This window comes from Embleya sp. NPDC025285 (assembly GCF_055558835.1).
The window spans coordinates 98,559-114,646 of the sequence record NZ_JBVHLU010000001.1 but is presented as its reverse complement, the minus strand read 5'-3'; the positions used below and the strand labels follow the sequence as shown (position 1 = coordinate 114,646).

Annotated in this window: 16 protein-coding genes; 8 read left to right on the top strand and 8 right to left on the bottom strand. The window is 71.5% G+C overall.

All coding sequences use genetic code 11. The annotated features are described in order from the left end of the window. The first annotated feature begins 54 nt into the window (after positions 1-54). On the top strand, positions 55-948 hold the full coding sequence (locus ACZ4FV_RS00460) for an SDR family oxidoreductase (protein ID WP_395859861.1): 894 nt from the start codon (positions 55-57) through the stop codon (positions 946-948). A gap of 32 nt (positions 949-980) precedes the next feature. Then, positions 981-1,430, top strand: a complete 450-nt coding sequence (locus ACZ4FV_RS00455; protein WP_395859862.1) for a DUF3093 domain-containing protein — start codon at positions 981-983, stop codon at positions 1,428-1,430. 306 nt (positions 1,431-1,736) lie between these two features. Here the strand turns inward: ACZ4FV_RS00455 and ACZ4FV_RS00450 are convergent, their stop codons facing one another. Beyond that, positions 1,737-2,033 (bottom strand): DUF4193 domain-containing protein, encoded by a 297-nt coding sequence (locus ACZ4FV_RS00450; protein ID WP_395859864.1) that lies wholly within the window; start codon positions 2,031-2,033, stop codon positions 1,737-1,739. Between the two features lie 249 nt (positions 2,034-2,282). Here ACZ4FV_RS00450 and ACZ4FV_RS00445 point away from each other — a divergent pair, with 249 nt between their 5' ends. From ACZ4FV_RS00445 to ACZ4FV_RS00435, 3 genes are all read left to right on the top strand, one after another. Beyond that, entirely contained in the window at positions 2,283-2,801 is a 519-nt protein-coding gene (locus ACZ4FV_RS00445; protein ID WP_395859866.1) for a gamma carbonic anhydrase family protein, read from the top strand. Positions 2,802-2,924: 123 nt separating this feature from the next. Beyond that, on the top strand, positions 2,925-3,836 hold the full coding sequence (locus ACZ4FV_RS00440) for an ABC transporter ATP-binding protein (RefSeq protein ID WP_465321475.1): 912 nt from the start codon (positions 2,925-2,927) through the stop codon (positions 3,834-3,836). Then, the gene (locus tag ACZ4FV_RS00435) at positions 3,833-5,029 is read left to right on the top strand and encodes an ABC transporter permease (protein WP_465321473.1); all 1,197 of its coding nucleotides are present in this window, start codon (positions 3,833-3,835) and stop codon (positions 5,027-5,029) included. The genes ACZ4FV_RS00440 and ACZ4FV_RS00435 overlap by 4 nt, the downstream gene beginning before the upstream one ends. Positions 5,030-5,128: 99 nt before the next feature. On the opposite strand, the gene ACZ4FV_RS00430 is transcribed toward ACZ4FV_RS00435, so the two are convergent. The 3 genes from ACZ4FV_RS00430 to ACZ4FV_RS00420 form a co-directional block, all read right to left on the bottom strand. Beyond that, positions 5,129-6,079: an acyl-ACP desaturase gene (locus ACZ4FV_RS00430; protein ID WP_395859873.1), complete on the bottom strand. Its 951-nt coding sequence runs from the start codon at positions 6,077-6,079 to the stop codon at positions 5,129-5,131. A 217-nt stretch (positions 6,080-6,296) separates the two neighbouring features. Then, positions 6,297-7,790 (bottom strand): sensor histidine kinase, encoded by a 1,494-nt coding sequence (locus ACZ4FV_RS00425; protein ID WP_465321471.1) that lies wholly within the window; start codon positions 7,788-7,790, stop codon positions 6,297-6,299. An 8-nt stretch (positions 7,791-7,798) separates the two neighbouring features. Continuing rightward, a complete protein-coding gene (locus ACZ4FV_RS00420; protein WP_020555846.1) occupies positions 7,799-8,452 on the bottom strand; it encodes a response regulator transcription factor in 654 nt (217 codons plus the stop codon). Between the two features lie 330 nt (positions 8,453-8,782). Between ACZ4FV_RS00420 and ACZ4FV_RS00415 the strand changes: the two genes are divergently transcribed. Next, on the top strand, positions 8,783-8,956 hold the full coding sequence (locus ACZ4FV_RS00415) for a hypothetical protein (RefSeq protein ID WP_020555845.1): 174 nt from the start codon (positions 8,783-8,785) through the stop codon (positions 8,954-8,956). A 166-nt stretch (positions 8,957-9,122) separates the two neighbouring features. On the opposite strand, the gene ACZ4FV_RS00410 is transcribed toward ACZ4FV_RS00415, so the two are convergent. Together ACZ4FV_RS00410 and ACZ4FV_RS00405 are read right to left on the bottom strand one after the other, a co-directional pair. Continuing rightward, positions 9,123-9,914 (bottom strand): inositol monophosphatase family protein, encoded by a 792-nt coding sequence (locus tag ACZ4FV_RS00410; RefSeq protein WP_395859875.1) that lies wholly within the window; start codon positions 9,912-9,914, stop codon positions 9,123-9,125. Continuing rightward, positions 9,911-11,065 (bottom strand): ferrochelatase, encoded by a 1,155-nt coding sequence (locus ACZ4FV_RS00405; protein ID WP_395859877.1) that lies wholly within the window; start codon positions 11,063-11,065, stop codon positions 9,911-9,913. The genes ACZ4FV_RS00410 and ACZ4FV_RS00405 overlap by 4 nt, the downstream gene beginning before the upstream one ends. A 151-nt stretch (positions 11,066-11,216) precedes the next feature. Between ACZ4FV_RS00405 and ACZ4FV_RS00400 the strand changes: the two genes are divergently transcribed. Further along, positions 11,217-12,545 (top strand): D-arabinono-1,4-lactone oxidase, encoded by a 1,329-nt coding sequence (locus ACZ4FV_RS00400; RefSeq protein ID WP_395859879.1) that lies wholly within the window; start codon positions 11,217-11,219, stop codon positions 12,543-12,545. A gap of 29 nt (positions 12,546-12,574) precedes the next feature. On the opposite strand, the gene ACZ4FV_RS00395 is transcribed toward ACZ4FV_RS00400, so the two are convergent. Next, on the bottom strand, positions 12,575-13,558 hold the full coding sequence (locus ACZ4FV_RS00395) for a hypothetical protein (RefSeq protein WP_465321469.1): 984 nt from the start codon (positions 13,556-13,558) through the stop codon (positions 12,575-12,577). 421 nt (positions 13,559-13,979) lie between these two features. Here ACZ4FV_RS00395 and sepH point away from each other — a divergent pair, with 421 nt between their 5' ends. Then, complete coding sequence (gene sepH, locus ACZ4FV_RS00390) at positions 13,980-15,086, top strand: septation protein SepH (RefSeq protein ID WP_465321468.1); 1,107 nt, start codon at positions 13,980-13,982, stop codon at positions 15,084-15,086. A 97-nt stretch (positions 15,087-15,183) separates the two neighbouring features. Here sepH and ACZ4FV_RS00385 read toward each other — a convergent pair whose 3' ends face one another. Then, the gene (locus tag ACZ4FV_RS00385) at positions 15,184-16,026 is read right to left on the bottom strand and encodes a sulfurtransferase (protein ID WP_465321466.1); all 843 of its coding nucleotides are present in this window, start codon (positions 16,024-16,026) and stop codon (positions 15,184-15,186) included. Positions 16,027-16,088: the final 62 nt, after the last annotated feature.

Sequence of the window (16,088 nt, the reverse complement as noted above, 5' to 3'; positions counted from 1 at the left end):
CTTGGGAGCCGCCGGCGCCGCGGCCCGAAAGGGTCGCGGGACGGAAGGAAGCGCATGACCAAGAGCGTGGTCGTCACCGGGGCGACCGGCGGGATCGGCCTTGCCGTCGCCCTGGAGCTGGCGGGGTCCGGCTTCGACGTGATCGGCACGGCCAGGACCCAGGACCGGGCCGAGCGCCTGCGCGATGCCGCCGAGCGCGCCGAGGTGGGCGTACGCACGGTCCTGCTCGACGTCGCCGACGCCACGTCGACGGTTCGGGCCTTCACCGAGATCGCCCAGATGACCGCCGGCGGCCCGTGGGCGGTGGTCAACAACGCCGGGATCGCGCAGCCGGGGGCGATCGAGGACGTGGACGACGAGCAGATCCGCGCCCAGCTGGAGACCAACCTGATCGCGCCCGCGCGGATCGCCCGCCTGGTGCTGCCGCAGATGCGTCAACGCCGGGACGGGCGGATCGTCAACATCTCCTCCGTCTCCGGCCGGGTCTCCAACCCGTTCCTGGGCTGGTACTGCGCGAGCAAGCAGGGGCTGGCCGCGATCACCGACTCGTTGCGGATCGAGACCGCCGGGTTCGGCGTCAAGGTGGTGCTGATCGAGCCGGGCAGCTTCGGTACCGACATCTGGGAGCGCGCCATGTCCCGGCTGCCGCCGCGCAAGACGTCGGCCTACAACGACTCCTACGACCTCGCCGACGACATGGTCCGGCGGGCCAAGGCGCTGCCGGGTCCGGCCCCGGTCGCACACGCGGTGCGCACCGCGCTGAGCGTGCCGCGTCCCAGGCCGCGCTATCTGGTGGGCAACGACGCCAGGGCCGGCGCGTTGCTCGACCTGTTGGCGCCCACCGCTCTCTCGGATTACGCCAAAGGGGTGGCGACGGGCCTGCGCACACCTCCGGAGGGCGTCACCCGCGCCCTGGCCCGGCTGACCCGGCGACACGGCCCCCGCTGACCCGTGTCGGGCGCGCATGACAGGCTGGGCGCATGCAGGCGTACAGCGAACGACTCGGCGTGCCGGCCTCCTGGTGGGCCCTGACCGCCCTGATGGCCGTCTCCGGCGCACTCGTGGGGCTGGCCTTCGGGATCGTGCCGACCGTCGTGCTGGCCCTGGCCCTGGGCGCACTGGCGGCGTGGGCCACCGGCGCCTACGGCGCGGCGCGGATCACCGTCACCGAGACCGAGTTGCTGGCGGGTCGGGCCCGGATCCCGCTCACCGCGCTGGGTGCGGGGGTCGCGCTCGATCCCGAGCAGGCCCGCTCGTTGCGGATGGAGAACGCCGATCCGCGCGCGTTCATGCTGCTGCGCGCGTACATCCCGGGGGCCGCGCGGATCGAGGTCGTCGACCCGGCCGATCCCACGCCCTACCTCTATCTGTCCTCGCGCAACCCGCAACGCCTGGTCGACGTCGTGGCGGCGTTGCGCGCCCGCGCCTGATCGGCGAGGGCAGGCTCGATCCCGGCTCGAAGGAGCCGGGAGTGAGCGAATCGTCCGGCGCCGCGATGCGGCGGCGGGCGGCGGCGGACAGTCAAGAACGCCCGCCGGTGAATCGGCGGACGTTCGACTTCGTACGTCCTGCGTGTGTCTTCGGTACTTCCCACGATCCGCGTCATCCACCGCGTCCCGCGTCGTGCTCCCGCGTTCAAGGACGCTCGGCGAACGTCGACGGTCCAACTCCTGCCGGTACCCGTATGGCGTGTGCAGGGTTGCCGTTCATCGCCGGTCGTCCTCGACCGCACACGATCAGGCGCAGTCGCTGCAGACCGGCTGGCCGTTCTTCTCCTTGGCGAGCTGGCTCCGGTGATGCACCAGGAAGCAGCTTGAGCACGTGAATTCGTCGGCCTGCTTCGGGACGACCCGGACGGACAGCTCCTCATTGGAGAGGTCCGCACCGGGAAGCTCGAGTGATTCGGCCTGCTCGAACTCGTCGACGTCGACCGAACCGGCCGACTTGTCCACGCGCCGAGCCTTCAGCTCCTCGATGCTGTCTTCGTTGATGTCGTCATCGGTCTTACGCGGGGTGTCGTAGTCGGTTGCCATGTACCTCTCCCCCTCCGGGTGGATCTGCGGTGCTCAGTCGTGCAGACACCGCCCGTGAACCTGCTTGGACGATGCCTTCAGCGCACGTAACGCTTGAGGGGCCGGAGTTGTGCCCGACCCGAAGCGCAGATTTTGCCTTACATCAAGGCTCGTTACGCAATCGACACCCAACCGAACCCCCAAAGAGGTGACTTGGTTGGATGGGGGGCCACTGTAACCCCGTACCGCCCTGCACAACCAGGAGGAATCGTGACGGTCTACGCGCTGGGTGATCAAATACCCAAGGTGCACCCGGATGCTTATGTGCACCCGGACGCGGTCGTGATCGGCAGCGTGGAGATCGGCGCGGATTCTACGGTGTGGCCGGGGGCCGTACTGCGCGCGGATCACGGCCGGATCGTGATCGGCGAGCGCACGTCGGTCCAGGACGGATGTGTCCTGCACACGACGGCGCCGTGGCCGACGGTAGTGGGCGACGAGTGCGTGATCGGTCACATTGTGCATTTGGAGGGCTGCGTGATCGAGGATCGTTGCCTGGTCGGCAACGGCGCGGTGGTCATGCATCAGGCCGTGGTGCGCACAGGTGCCCTGGTGGGAGCGGGTGCGGTGATCGGAAATCGGCTCGAGGTGCCGTCGTACGCGATGGCCTTGGGGGTGCCGGCGAAGATTCGCGAGAACGCCGTTCCGGTCGGCGCGTTCGCGGAGACGGTGCGCAGCTATGTCGAGAACGGTCGTCGATTCCGCCGCGATCTGCGCCGGATCGACTGAGTCCACGCCCGCCGGGACGTTCACCCGGGTGTGTCGGATCGCACACGTGGGCCGCGGTTTGAACGCCCCGTTCGCCCCCGTATATAAGTGCGACACGGGGGCTGGAATATCACGGGGAGTGTCGTGCTCGAGTTGGCCGACCTGGACAAGCGATTCGGCGAGAAGGTCGTCCTCGACGGCCTGTCGCTGACCGTACAACCGGGTCAAATGTTTGGTTTCGTCGGCACCAACGGTGCCGGCAAGACCACGACCATGCGCATCGCGTTGGGCGTGTTGGCGCCGGACGCGGGGGACGTCCGCTGGCGGGGCGCGCCGGTGGACCGCGGCGTGCGCCGAAGCTGGGGCTACATGCCCGAGGAACGTGGTCTGTATCCGAAGATGCGCATCCAGGACCAGTTGGTCTATCTGGCCGAACTGCACGGGATGACCCGCGCCGACGCGCGCGCGTCGGCCGAGCGCTGGTTGAGCCGACTCCAGGTGGCGGGCGGGCCCGCGGACCGGCTGGAGACGTTGTCGCTGGGCAACCAGCAGCGCGTGCAGTTGGCCGCGGCGCTGGTGCACGAGCCGGAGCTGCTGGTCCTGGACGAGCCGTTCTCCGGCCTCGACCCGGTCGGTGTGGACGTGATGGCCGGCGTGCTGCGCGAGCGCACCGCCGCCGGCGCCTCGGTGGTCTTCTCCAGCCACCAGCTCGAACTGGTCGAATCGTTGTGCGACGCGGTCGGGATCATCAACAACGGCCGGATGCACGCCTCGGGCACCGTGGCCGAGCTGCGCGGGGACAGCCGCGCGGTGCGCTATCGGGTGCGGCTGGCGAACGCGCCGGCGGGTTGGGCGGAGGCGCTGCCCGGCCTGAAGGTGCTCTCCTCGGAGTCGGAGAGCGACACGGTGCTGGTCGAACTGCTTCCCGGAACCAGCGAGCAGGCTCTGCTCGACGGGGCCCGGGCGGCGGGCCGGGTGCTGGCGTTCGCGCCCGCGACCCCCTCGCTCGCCGAACTCTTCCGCGAGGTCGTCAACGGAACGGAGGTCGGCGCGTGAGCACCGGCGGCAGCACGTTTTGGTCCGCCGTGCGGCTGGTCGCGCGCCGCGAGTTCACCGAGCGCATCCGGGATCGGGGCTTCCAGATCTCGGTGGCGGTGATGCTGGCGATCCTGCTCGCATCGGTGGCCATCCCGGCCGCGCTCGGCGGCGGGTCGGACAAGTACGACGTGGCCTTCCTCGGGCCGCAGCAGACGCAGCTCGCACAGACCGCACAGCGCCAGGCGACGCTGCTGGACGTGGACGTGCGGGTCGGCTCCGTCGCCGACCGGGCGGCGGCCGAGAAGGCACTCGCGGACGGGAAGCTGGACGCGGTCGTGGACAACGGCCGGATCCTGGTGGACAGCAAGCTGGCCGACCCGCTGGCGGCCGTGCTGCAGAGCTCTTGGGCCACCGTGGAGCGCGACCAACGGCTGGACGCGGCGAAGATCGACCCGGACGTGGTGAACCAGGCCTCGGCGATCGCGCCGATGCCCAAGACCACCCTGGATCCGGACGCCGACCAACGCGACGCGCGCAAGGGCATCGCCTTCATCGGCACGCTCGTGCTCTACGGCATGCTCATGCTGTTCTGCATGTGGGTGGCCAGCGGCGTGGTCGAGGAGAAGTCCAGCCGGATCGTGGAGATCCTGCTCGCGACCGTGCCCGCCCGCGCGCTGTTGACCGGCAAGATCCTCGGGATCGGCCTGCTCGGCCTGCTCCAGATGCTGGTCACCGCGGTGGTCGGGCTGGCCGCGGCGTCCGCGCTGGGCAGCATCGAGTTGACCGGCGCGATGGTCTACCCGGTGGCGCTGGTGCTGCTGTGGTTCGTGGTGGGCTACGCGATCTACGCGTGCATGTTCGCCGCCGCCGCGGCCCGCGTCTCCCGCCAGGAGGACCTGCAGAACGTCATCACGCCGATGACCTCGCTGCTGATCGCCTCGTTCCTGGCCGCCATCTTCCTCGGCCAGAAGGGCGGCACGCTCGCCCAGGTGCTGGCGTACGTGCCGCCGTTCTCGGCCATGCTGCAACCGGCGCTGACCGCGGCGGACGAGGTCTCCGTGGTGGAGAACCTGGCCGCCTTCGCGATCGCCCTGGTGGCCCTGGTGGCGCTGGTGCGGCTCGCGGCCCGGATGTACGAGGGCGCGGTGTTGCGGATGGGCGGCAAGGTCGGCTTCAAGGAGTCGCTCGGCAAGTCGACCCGCAAGCGTTGAACCGAGGCTTCGACCGCAAACGCCCAACCGGCGCGCGCACGACAGGGCCCGCCGTCCCCCGAGGGGCGGCGGGCCTGTCGATGTTCCGCTCGGGTGCGCTCAGCGGCGGTTGGCCGCCTTGCGGGCCTCCACGGCGAGCCGGCGCTCCTCGAAGCGCACCACCTGGGAGTCCAGGCCGCCGAGGAACAGCGCGAGCTCCTCGCGGGCCTTCTCGCCCTCCGGGCCCAGGTCCGTGCGTTCCATGATCTTGAGGTGGCGCAGCACCGGCAGGATCACGTCGTTCTGGTGGATCGGCAGGTTGTACACGCCACCCACCGCGAGCTTGGCCGCCGCGCGCTCGAAGCCGCTGATCCCGTGCCCGGGCATCCGGAAGTCGGTGACCATCTCGGTGACCGCGCGCATCGCCTGGTCCGGGGCGATCTCGAAGGCGGCCTTGAGCAGGTTGCGGTAGAAGACCATGTGCAGGTTCTCGTCCGTGGCCACCTTCGCGAGCAGTTGCTCGGCGATCGGGTCGCCGCAGGTGCGACCCGAGTTGCGGTGCGAGACCCGGGTGGCCAGCTCCTGGAAGGTCACGTAGGCGATCACGTGCAGCGGATTGTCCATGTGGTCGCCCTGGTAGCCGGCCTCCATGTGCTCCATTCGCGAGCGCTCCAGCGCGACCGGGTCCACCGCCCGGGCGGCCATCAGGTAGTCGCGGATCGCGATGCCGTGCCGGCCCTCCTCCGCCGTCCAGCGGTGCACCCAGGTGCCCCACGCGCCGTCGCGGCCGAACATCGCCGCGATCTCGTAGTGGTAGCTGGGCAGGTTGTCCTCGGTCAGCAGGTTCAGCGTGAGAGCTATCCGGCCGACGTCGGTGAGCCCGGACTCCTGCGGAGTCCACGCCTCGCCGCCGAGCACGCCGTCGAAGTCGCGACCGGCGCTCCACGGCACGTACTCGTGCGGGAACCACTCCTTGGCCACCGCGAGGTGGCGGTCCAGCTCGACGGCGACGACCTGCTCCAACTCACGGAGCAGGTGCTCACCGGTCGGGGCGGGGGCGAGAAGGTTCATCGGCTCTCCAGGGCATAGGCAGACAACGTCGTACAGCGGCAGACACGGAGGACGACGCTGTGCATCGCCCGCACGACGCGTCCCTACGATTCCGTAACTTACGACAGCGTAGGTTGGTTCCACCCCAAGACGGAAATGTGATCCACGACTCTCGCACGTACGTACGATCGCTTTCGGCCCCGGCGACCGCCCGCACCGGGGCGGTCGCCGCCCGGAATCAGCCCGCCGGGAAGCCGATCCGCATCATCAGACCGCCCTCTTCCCGGGGCTCGACCTCGATCCAGCCGCCGTGCGCCCGCACGATCGAGCGCACGATGGACAGCCCGAGCCCGACGCCCTTGTCGCTGGCGGTCCGCTCGGTGCGCAGCCGCCGGAACGGCTCGAACATGTTGTCCACCTCGTAGCCGGGCACCACCGGCCCGGTGTTGACCACGGTGAGCACCGCGACCCCCGCGGTGGTCTCGGTCGAGATGTCCACCGTGCCCCCGGGCCGGTTGTAGCGCACCGCGTTCTGGATCAGGTTCATCGCGACCCGCTCCAGCAGCACCCCGTTGCCCTGCAGCACGGCGGGGCCCAGCTCGTCGTCGAGCGTCACCTTGCGCTCGGCCGCCTCCGCGCCGGTCTGGTCCACCGCGCGGCGGGCCACCTCGGCCAGGTCGACCGGCTTGCGCTCGGTCAGCTCGTTGTCGCTGCGGGCCAGCAGCAGCAGGCCCTCGATCAGGCCCTCGCTGCGCTCGTTGGTGGCCAGCAACGTCTTGCCGAGCTGCTTGAGCTCGACGGACGCCTCCGGATCGCCGAGCGCGACCTCCAGCAGGGTGCGGTTGATCGCCAGCGGGGTGCGCAGTTCGTGCGACGCGTTGGCGACGAACTTGCGCTGCGACTCCAGCGAGCGATCCAGCCGGTCGAGCATGTCGTCGAAGGTGTCGGCGAGTTCCTTGAACTCGTCGTCCGGACCGTCGAGGTCGATCCGCCGGTGCAGATTGGATCCGGCCACCTCGCGGGCGATCGAGGTGATCCGCTCGAGCGGGCGCAGCACCCGGCCGGCCATCACGTAGCCGAACCCGAAGGCGATCACCGACAGCAGCAGCAGGGCCAGCAGCGACTGCTGGAGCAGCGAGTTCAGCGCGGCGTCGCGCTGGTGGATCTGCTGGATGGTCTGCCACTGCTCGAACTGGTCGGGCGTCATCGGCACGCCGTTGATGGTCATCAACGTGTTCGGCGCCAGGCTCAGATTCAGCCGGCCCTCGGTCAGGCTCTGCCGCACCAGCAGGTAGACGGTGCCCAGCAGGAGCACCCCGGCGATCAGGAACATCCCGCCGTACAGCGCGGTCAGCCGCATCTTGATGGTGGAGCGCAGCAGCGCGGGCAACTGCGAGGGGGCCATCCGCGACAACCGCGACATCTCCGCCGCGTCGTCGGCGTCGCGGCCCAGGATCAGCCGGCGTCCGCCGGTGGCCGGACGCTGGGGGTCGCGACCCGGCTCGCGCACGGGTTCGCGGTTGGGCCTGGGCGGCGCGCCCGGTGGCGCGCTGGGGCGCGGCGGCTGGGGCGGTCGGCCCGGACGGGGCGGTGGGCCGGTCTTCGCCGCCGGGTTCGGCTTCGCCGCCGGGTTCGGCTTCGCGGGCGCGGTCGAGGCGCCCGCGGCCGGCTCCGCGGATCCGGCTGCGGTACTTCCGGCTTCCGCCGGGACGGCCCGAGAGCTGTCGTTCATGGCGGTCCTCAAATGCGGTATCCGGCGCCGGGCACCGTCAGGATGACGGGCGGCTCGCCGAGCTTGCGGCGCAATGTCATGACGGTGACGCGGACGACATTGGTGAACGGATCGGTGTTCTCGTCCCATGCCTTCTCGAGCAGTTGCTCGGCCGAGACCACGGCGCCATCGGCGCGCATCAGCACGTCCAGCACCGCGAACTCCTTGGGCGACAGGTGCACCGGGACACCCTCGCGCAACACCTCGCGCCGGTTCGGGTCGAGCCGGATGCCGGCCCGCTCCAGCACCGGCGGCAGCGGGGAGACGGCCCGCCGGCCGAGTGCGCGCACCCGGGCGATCAGCTCGCTGAACGCGAAGGGCTTGGGCAGATAGTCGTCCGCTCCCAACTCCAGGCCCTCGACCCGATCGCTGACGTCGCCGGCGGCGGTCAGCATGAGCACCCGCATCGGAATGCCCGTCTCCACCACCGCCCGGCACACGTCGTCGCCGTGCACGATCGGCAGGTCCCGGTCGAGCACCACCACGTCGTAGTCGTTGACGGCGATCCGTTCCAGCGCCGCCTCCCCGTCGTACACCACGTCGACGGCCATGGCCTCTCGGCGCAACCCGGTCGCGACCGCGTCCGCCAGGAGCTGCTCGTCCTCGACTACGAGAACCCGCACCGGCTGTGCCTCCTGCTCGATGAGTGGATGGATCCGTTGTCCATCTTCCCCCGCGCCCCGGTAAAGCCTCGGTAAGCCGGCCGGCCGACCGGGGCGGGCGGGATCGGCCCGGCGAGCGCGTCGCGCCGCGGACGTTACGGGACCCCCCGAAGGAGGGAAGGATTCCGGTACGCCCCGGAAAGTCCGATCCCGGGCCGGCGGGCCGGAAATCGCCCCTGGTCACACCCTTAGGTCGAGCCCCGTCAAAGGCCCGGATCCATGGTTTCCCCGGCATTGCACGGGGGGAGGACAACCGAAACCGGCGACGACGAGTGACATTGGGGCGGCCTTATGGACGAATTCACGGCCGGCGTACTGCGGCGCATACGTGAGACCGAACAGGCTCTGAAGCAGGCCTGTGACACCGGCGACGACTTCCTCGTCGAGGTGGAGCAATCCGAGTTGGACGACCTCCTGCGGATGGCGTCCGAGCACGGCGTGCGGGTGCTTCCCGAAAGCGCCTAGGCACTCCGCTCGGGCGAGAGCACCCGAGCCACGCATGGACACACGGTTCTTGATCTCCCCCGGCGAGGTCCCCAGTGGACGCCGGGGGTTCGGCTGTCGGGCCGAATTCGCGAAGGCCCGGATCCGGTGCGGGGGCACCGGGTCCGGGCCTTGCGCATGCTCGGGTCTACGCGTGCAGGGCGGCCAGCGCGGCCTCGAGTTCGGCACGCAGTCCGGCGGGCGCGGCCAGGCACAGGCTCGACCCGTCGGGCTCGGGCCACAGGTCCTCGATCACCTCGGCGCCGGCCTCGCGGGCGATCAGCGCGCCCGCGGCCACGTCCCACGGATTCAGGCCACGCTCGTAGTAGGCGTCGACCCGACCGGCGGCCACCGAGCACAGGTCGATCGCGGCCGAGCCGGCCCTGCGCAGGTCGCGCACGCGCGGCAGCAGCGCGCCGATCACGGCGGCCTGCCGGGTGCGCCGCTCGGCGGTGTAGCCGAACCCGGTCGCCACCAGCGCCCGGGCCGACTCGACCGAGGCGCGGCAGTGGATCGGCTTGCCGTTGCGGTAGGCGCCGCCGTCGCGCACGGCGTGGAAGGTCTCCCCCACCACCGGCACCTCGACCACGCCCAGCAGGGTGCCCTCGGCGGTCTCGGCGGCGATCGACACACACCACCCGGGCAGGTCGTACAGGTAGTTCACGGTGCCGTCGATCGGGTCGATCACCCAGCGCACGCCGCTGCTGCCCGCGGTCGCGTCGCCCTCCTCGCCGAGGAAGCCGTCGTGTGGTCGGTGCGCGCGGATGCGTTCGATGATCAGCTTCTCCGCGGCCGTGTCCATCTCGGTGACCACGTCGGTGGGGCTGCTCTTGGTCGCCGCGACGCCGAGGTCGGCGGGACGCTCGTGCAACAGGAAGCCGCCGGTGTGCCGGGCCGCGTCGCGAGCGATGGCCAGGAGTTCCGCGGTGTCGATCGTCATGGACCCATCCTGCCGGCGGAGCCGTGCAGGGCCTCGCCGCGCGGCGACCGCGCGGCCGCCTCCGGGTCGGCGCGCAGCGCCCGGGGGTCCGGGCAACAGCCCACCGGGCACACGTCGTGCGCGGCGCCGAGCACACCGAGCGCGCACCGCGCGGGCGCCTCGCCGCGTACCGTCGCGGCGCGCTCCAGGAGCAGGTCGCGCACCGCGCCCGCGAACCTGGGGTCGGCGCCGGTGGTCGCCGCTCGGGCCACCGGCAGCCCGAGCCGCGCGGCGGTCGCGGCGGCCTCGACGTCGAGGTCGTAGACCACCTCCATGTGATCGGAGAGGAATCCGATCGGCACCAGCACCACGGCCGGTGCAGTGCCGTCCTCGGCCGACGCCACGAGGTGGTCGTTGACGTCCGGCTCCAGCCACGGCACCTGCGGCGGGCCGCTGCGGCTGGAGTACACCAGGTCCCAGTCGTGCTCGCGCCCGAGCGCGCGCGCGACGCCCTCGGCGACCAGGCGCGCGGTCTCCCGGTGCTGCTCGACGTATCCGCCGCCGGCCGGGCCGGCGGTGCGCGCGGTGACGGTGGGGATCGAGTGGGTGACCATCACCAGTCGGGCGCCGGCCCGCACCGCCTCGGGCAGTTCGGCCAGCGCGGCCAGCACGTGGTCCACCAGCGGCTCGACGAAACCGGGATGGTCGAAGAAGTGCCGCAGCTTGTCGAACACCGGTGCCCGGTCGCCGACCTCGGCCCGGGCCTCGAGCAGGTTCTCGTGGTACTGCCCGCAGCCCGAGTAGGAGGCGTAGGCGCTGGTCACCAGGACCGCGGCACGGCGGATCCCGTCGTCGGCCATCCGCCGCACGGTGTCCGCGAGATACGGGCGCCAGTTGCGGTTGCCCCAGTAGACCGGCAGCCGCAGTCCCTGTGCGGCGAAGTCCGTCTCGATCGCCGCGATCAGGGCGCGGTTGTGCGCGTTGATCGGGCTGGCACCGCCGAAGTGGGCGTAGTGGCCGGCGGCCTCCTCGAGGCGTTCCCGGGGCACCCCTCGGCCCGCGGTCACGTTCTCCAGGAACGGGAGCACCTCGTCGGGGGCGTCCGGCCCGCCGAAGGAGAGCACCAGGAGCGCGTCGTACGGACTGGGGTCGGGGGCCTGTGTCGCGTGCATGTCTGTGATCCTCGCATCGCGGCCCCGCCCGCCCCAACGCCCCGGCCCGCGCGCGGCGTGAGTTGCGGCCCATCGGGCCCCGGCCCCTTCCCGGTCCGATGACCGGCGAGTAATGTCCGGCTGATCCCACGGCGACCCCAGGAGGAACCCGTTGAGCAGCGCCACCCCCGCCGTCTCCAAGACGCCGCCGATCTGGCGGAACTGGACCGGAAACCAGTCCGCGCGGCCGCACTCGGTACTCACTCCGAGGTCGGCCGAGGAGATCTCGGCGGCGGTCCGCCGGGCGGCGGCACAGGGTCTGGCGGTCAAGGCCGTCGGCGCCGGGCACTCGTTCACCTCGGTCGCGGTCACCGACGGGGTGCAGATCCGCCCGGAAGGGCTGACCGAGGTGCACGCGCTCGATCGTGCGGCGGGCACCATCACGGTCGGGTCCGGGATGCGGCTGAGCGACTTCAACGCGCTGCTCGCCGGCTACGGCCTCGCGCTCGCGAACATGGGCGACATCGCGGTGCAGAGCCTCGCCGGCGCCACGTCCACCGGCACGCACGGGACCGGGCGGGTGTCCGGATCGCTGGCGGCGCAGATCCGGGGCATGGAGATCGTGCTGGCGGACGGCGAGATCACCACGTGCTCGGCGACCGAGAACGCGGAGTTGTTCGCGGGTGCCCGGGTGGGTCTGGGCGCGCTGGGCGTGGTGACCGCGCTGACGTTCGCGGTGGAGCCGAGCTTCCTGTTGGAGGCGCGCGAGGAGCCGATGCGGCTGGACGCGGTGCTCGCCGACTTCGACGCGCTGTGCGCGGACAACGAGCATTTCGAGTTCTATTGGTTTCCGCACACCGACAACTGCAACGTGAAGCGCAACAACCGGATCGAGGGGCCGGCGAAACCGCTGTCGAAGGCGCGTTTCCTGCTGGACGACGAGTTGTTGTCCAACGGTGTGTTCTCGCTGGCCTGCCGGGTCGGCCGGGCCGCGCCCAGGACGGTGCCCACGATCGCGCGCCTGTCCAGCCGCGCGTTGTCGGCGCGGACCTATTCGGACACCTCGCACAAGGTGTTCACCAGCCCGCGCCGGGTGCGCTTCATCGAGATGGAGTACGCGCTGCCGCGGGCGGCGGCCACGGCCGCGCTGACCGAGGTGCGTGCCTTCGTCGAGGCGGCGGGCCTGCCGATCAGCTTCCCGGTCGAGGTGCGGGTGGCCCCGGCGGACGATCTGTGGATGTCCACGGCGTACGGGCGCGACACCGCCTATATCGCGGTGCACATGTACAAGGGCACGCCGCACGAGCGGTACTTCACCGAGGTGGAGAAGATCATGGTCGGGCACGGCGGGCGCCCGCACTGGGGCAAGATGCACACCCGCGACGCGGAGTACTTCGCGAAGCTCTACCCGAGGTTCGCCGACTTCACGGCGCTCCGGAACCGGGTGGATCCGGAGCGCCGCTTCGGCAACGACTACCTGCGTCGGGTGCTGGGCGACTGAGGCCCGCCGCACCGGCGCCGGTCCCAGGGCTAGCGCGTGCCGGCGCCCGCGTTCGACCGCGAGTCGCCGTCCGCGCCGCCCTGGGCGGTGCCGCCGGCGTCGTTGCCGGCCGCCGCCCCGCCGTTCGCGGTGCCGGCCCCGCTCGAGCCGCCCGCCGGCGGGGTCGCGGGCGGCGCCGTGCTCGGCGGCTTGGAGTCGCTCGGGTCGGACGAGGGGGTGTGGCTCGGTCGCGTGGACGGGGTGGTCGAGGGCACCGAGGTCGCCCCCGTGCCGTTCTCGCCGGTCGTGCCCTGGTCGCCGGTGGCCGGCCCGTGCGTGGGTGCGGGCGTGGAGCCGGTCGGCTGCGGGGTCGAACCGCCCGGCTGCTTCGGGGTGTCGGGTCGGGCGGGCTTGTCGTCGACGATCCGCGAGATGGTCGAGCCGCCCGCGTCGCCGTGTCCGAACAGGCTCGCGAACGAGCGGCCGATCGCGGTCTCGGTGAGCGTCACCACACCCATCGCCACCACGAACACGAGCACCGCCCCGACCAGCGAACGGGCCAGCCAGACCCGCTTGTCGCCGTCCGCGACCGGTTCGGCGTCCGTCCCGGCACCGCCGAGCAGGCGCTCCGCGCGCGTCGAGCCCGTGACCGGCGCGGTCCGCGCATGCTCCTCGAACCGGGTGTAGTCGCCGACCGGCAGCAGCATCGTCTCGTCGGCGGCCGATCCCGGGTCGGCCACACCGGTGGGTCGCTCCGGTACGGCGGCGGGGTCCGGACTCGGCCCGCCCTCGTGCGGCGGGATCAGCGTCGCCCGCACGTCGCGCAGTTGCTCGCCGGTGCGGCGGAACAGGTGCACGTAGAGCGCGCTTCCGACCGTGGCGACCACGCTCGCGAGCGCCGCGCCGATCACCGTCCCGGCGACGCCCAGCGTCGAGAGCAGGAAAGCCGAGGAGATGGCCGCCAGGGCACTGCCCACAACCTGCACCGCGTTGACATCGATCCGGCGACGTTCATTCTCGGTCCTTTCCGGCATCACTTTCCTTGCCCGTCCGAGCACGGACGGTGGTTAATCATGAAAAACAGGACTTCACCCTGGTTACGACTGAACGGCCCATCGACATCGTTCCGATCGGCCCAATCTTGTGATCGACATCACCCCGGACGGCCGAAAACGACTCGTCCGAACGGGACGCGCCGATGCGGCGCGGTGTGTCCCGGTAGAGCCCCCGAATGGAGTACTGTTCACGCCAGGTTCCGGAACGACCTGTGCGCGAAGGGGGAGGCGACCGACCGCGGAGGTCAGGGTGGGGCGCCGCCCCGGTATCTACCCGAAATGGTGTAACCAAGGCAATTCGGCCAGTCAGGTAATAAATCCGACACGCCGGACAACTCGGTCAGGTTGTGGCCACGCCGAGGCTGGGCAGGTCACACTCGTAGCGGGAGCAACGACGCAGGTGACGTCGGCAGGCACCACCCGGGAGGTCCCCATGCCCGAACTGCGTGTCGTGGCCGTCAGCAACGACGGCACACGGTTGGTGCTGAAGGCTGCCGACGGCACTGAGTACATGTTGCCCATCGACGAACGGCTCCGTGCCGCCGTCAGGGGCGACCGCGCCAGGCTCGGCCAGATCGAGATCGAGGTCGAGAGCCAGCTGCGTCCGCGTGACATCCAGGCCCGGATAAGGGCCGGTGCCACCGCGGAGGAGGTCGCACAGCTCGCCGGAATCCCGGTGGACCGGGTGCGGCGTTTTGAGGGCCCGGTCCTCGCCGAGCGCGCCTTCATGGCCGAACGCGCCCGCAAGACCCCCATCCGTCGGCAAGGCGAGAGCACCGGCCCGCTGCTCGGCGAGATCGTCACCGAACGCCTGCACCTGCGCGGCGCGGACTCCGAGTCCGTGCAGTGGGATTCGTGGCGGCGCGACGACGGTAGCTGGGAGATCCTGCTGCTCTACCGCGCCGATGGCGAGATGCGCTCCGCGAGTTGGAGCTTCGATCCGCCCCGGCGCCTGGTCACCACCAACGACGACGAGGCCCGTTCGCTGATCGGCGAGCACCCGGCGGCGTCCGAGACCCCGTTCCCGTTCCGACCGCGCCTGGCCACCATTCCGCGCGAGAGCGACGACGACGCGATCACCAGCCTGCTCGACGCCGTCCCGGGTCTGCGCGGCGAACCGCAGACCCAGTCGGCCTCGCCCGGTCCGATGCGCATCGACGTCACCGCACTGGCCGAACGCCCGCGCGTGGGCAGCATCGAGCGGGCGGAACGGGCCGAGCGCGTCGAGCGTCCCGAGCGGATCGAGCGCGTCGAGCGGTCGGAACGCCCGGAGCGCGCCGAACCGATCGAGGAAGAGGAGACCCAGGCCCCCGCCGCGGCGGCGGGCGCGGGCAGCGCGTACGAGAACGTCCTGGTGCCGCGCGGCGTGGTCGGCCCGCACCGCGAGCGGCTGGTCGGCAGCACCGACCGACAGGCCGAGGCCGACGGCGTGCGTCCCGGCCGCCGGGCGACCGTGCCCAGTTGGGACGAGATCGTGTTCGGGAGCAGGCGCAAGCGCCGGGAATGATCGACGGCACGACAGACGGGTACGACAGGAGCCGAGGGCCCGCACGGGCCCTCGGCTCCTGTCGTGCGCTCGTCGCCGGCACCGCGGTCCGAGCGCGCTACTCGCCGGTGGCCACCGGGCGTTCCGGGTCGGTGATCCAGTCGCTCCAGGAACCGGCGTACAGCGCGGCCGGCACGCCGGCCAGCGACAGTGCGAGCACCTCGTGCGCGGCGGTCGCGCCGGAACCGCAGTACGCGGCGACCCGGGCACCGTGGACCGCGCCGCGGGCCGCGAAGTACTCCTTGAGCTCGGCGGGTTCGTGGAAGCGGCCGTCGGCGTGCGTGTACTCGGTCGCGGGCGCGCTGACCGCGCCGGGGATGTGGCCGGCCTTCGCGTCGATCGGCTCGGTCTCGCCCCGAAAGCGCTCCGCGGCACGAGCGTCCAGCAGCACCCCGCCCGCGGCCACCAGGGCCGCGGTCTCGTCCGCGTCCAGGCGTGTCATCCCGCCCGGGCGCGGGACGAACGCGCCCGGTGCGGCGGGTTCCGGCACCACGTCGGTGACCGGGTGCCGCTCCGCCGTCCAGGCCGCGAAGCCGCCGTCGAGCACGCGCACCCGGTCGTGGCCGAAGTAGCGCAGCAGCCACCACGCCCGCGCCGCGGCGACGCTCGGCCCACCGTCGTAGACGACCACGTCGATCTCCGGGCCGATCCCCAACCGGCGCATGCTCGCGCCGAACGCGGCCGGCTCGGGCATCGGATGCCGGCCGCCGGCGCCGCCGGGGGTGTGCGGTCCGGACAACTCCGCGGCGAGATCGACGAAGTGGGCGCCGGGGATGTGGGCGACCCGGTACGCCTCGATGCCGGGCGGGCCGCCGAGTTGCCACGTGACGTCGAGCACCAGCGGCGGCGACGAACTGTCCAGGGCGGCGGCCAGGTCGGCCGCCTTGATCAGGGAACTCATACCGGCATCCTGCCTCGTGCGGCGGCCATCGACGAGCACATGTCCGACGCGGGTGGCAGCAT

Excerpts from the sequence above, each read along its gene's own strand:
- ACZ4FV_RS00450 (WP_395859864.1), bottom strand. The coding sequence starts at position 2,033 with ATGGCAACCGACTACGACACCCCGCGTAAGACCGATGACGACATCAAC.
- ACZ4FV_RS00455 (WP_395859862.1), top strand. The coding sequence starts at position 981 with ATGCAGGCGTACAGCGAACGACTCGGCGTGCCGGCCTCCTGGTGGGCC.
- ACZ4FV_RS00430 (WP_395859873.1), bottom strand. The coding sequence starts at position 6,079 with ATGAACCTTCTCGCCCCCGCCCCGACCGGTGAGCACCTGCTCCGTGAG.
- ACZ4FV_RS00410 (WP_395859875.1), bottom strand. The coding sequence starts at position 9,914 with ATGACGATCGACACCGCGGAACTCCTGGCCATCGCTCGCGACGCGGCC.
- ACZ4FV_RS00385 (WP_465321466.1), bottom strand. The coding sequence starts at position 16,026 with ATGAGTTCCCTGATCAAGGCGGCCGACCTGGCCGCCGCCCTGGACAGT.
- ACZ4FV_RS00405 (WP_395859877.1), bottom strand. The coding sequence starts at position 11,065 with ATGCACGCGACACAGGCCCCCGACCCCAGTCCGTACGACGCGCTCCTG.
- ACZ4FV_RS00415 (WP_020555845.1), top strand. The coding sequence starts at position 8,783 with ATGGACGAATTCACGGCCGGCGTACTGCGGCGCATACGTGAGACCGAA.
- ACZ4FV_RS00460 (WP_395859861.1), top strand. The coding sequence starts at position 55 with ATGACCAAGAGCGTGGTCGTCACCGGGGCGACCGGCGGGATCGGCCTT.
- ACZ4FV_RS00425 (WP_465321471.1), bottom strand. The coding sequence starts at position 7,790 with ATGAACGACAGCTCTCGGGCCGTCCCGGCGGAAGCCGGAAGTACCGCA.
- ACZ4FV_RS00395 (WP_465321469.1), bottom strand. The coding sequence starts at position 13,558 with ATGCCGGAAAGGACCGAGAATGAACGTCGCCGGATCGATGTCAACGCG.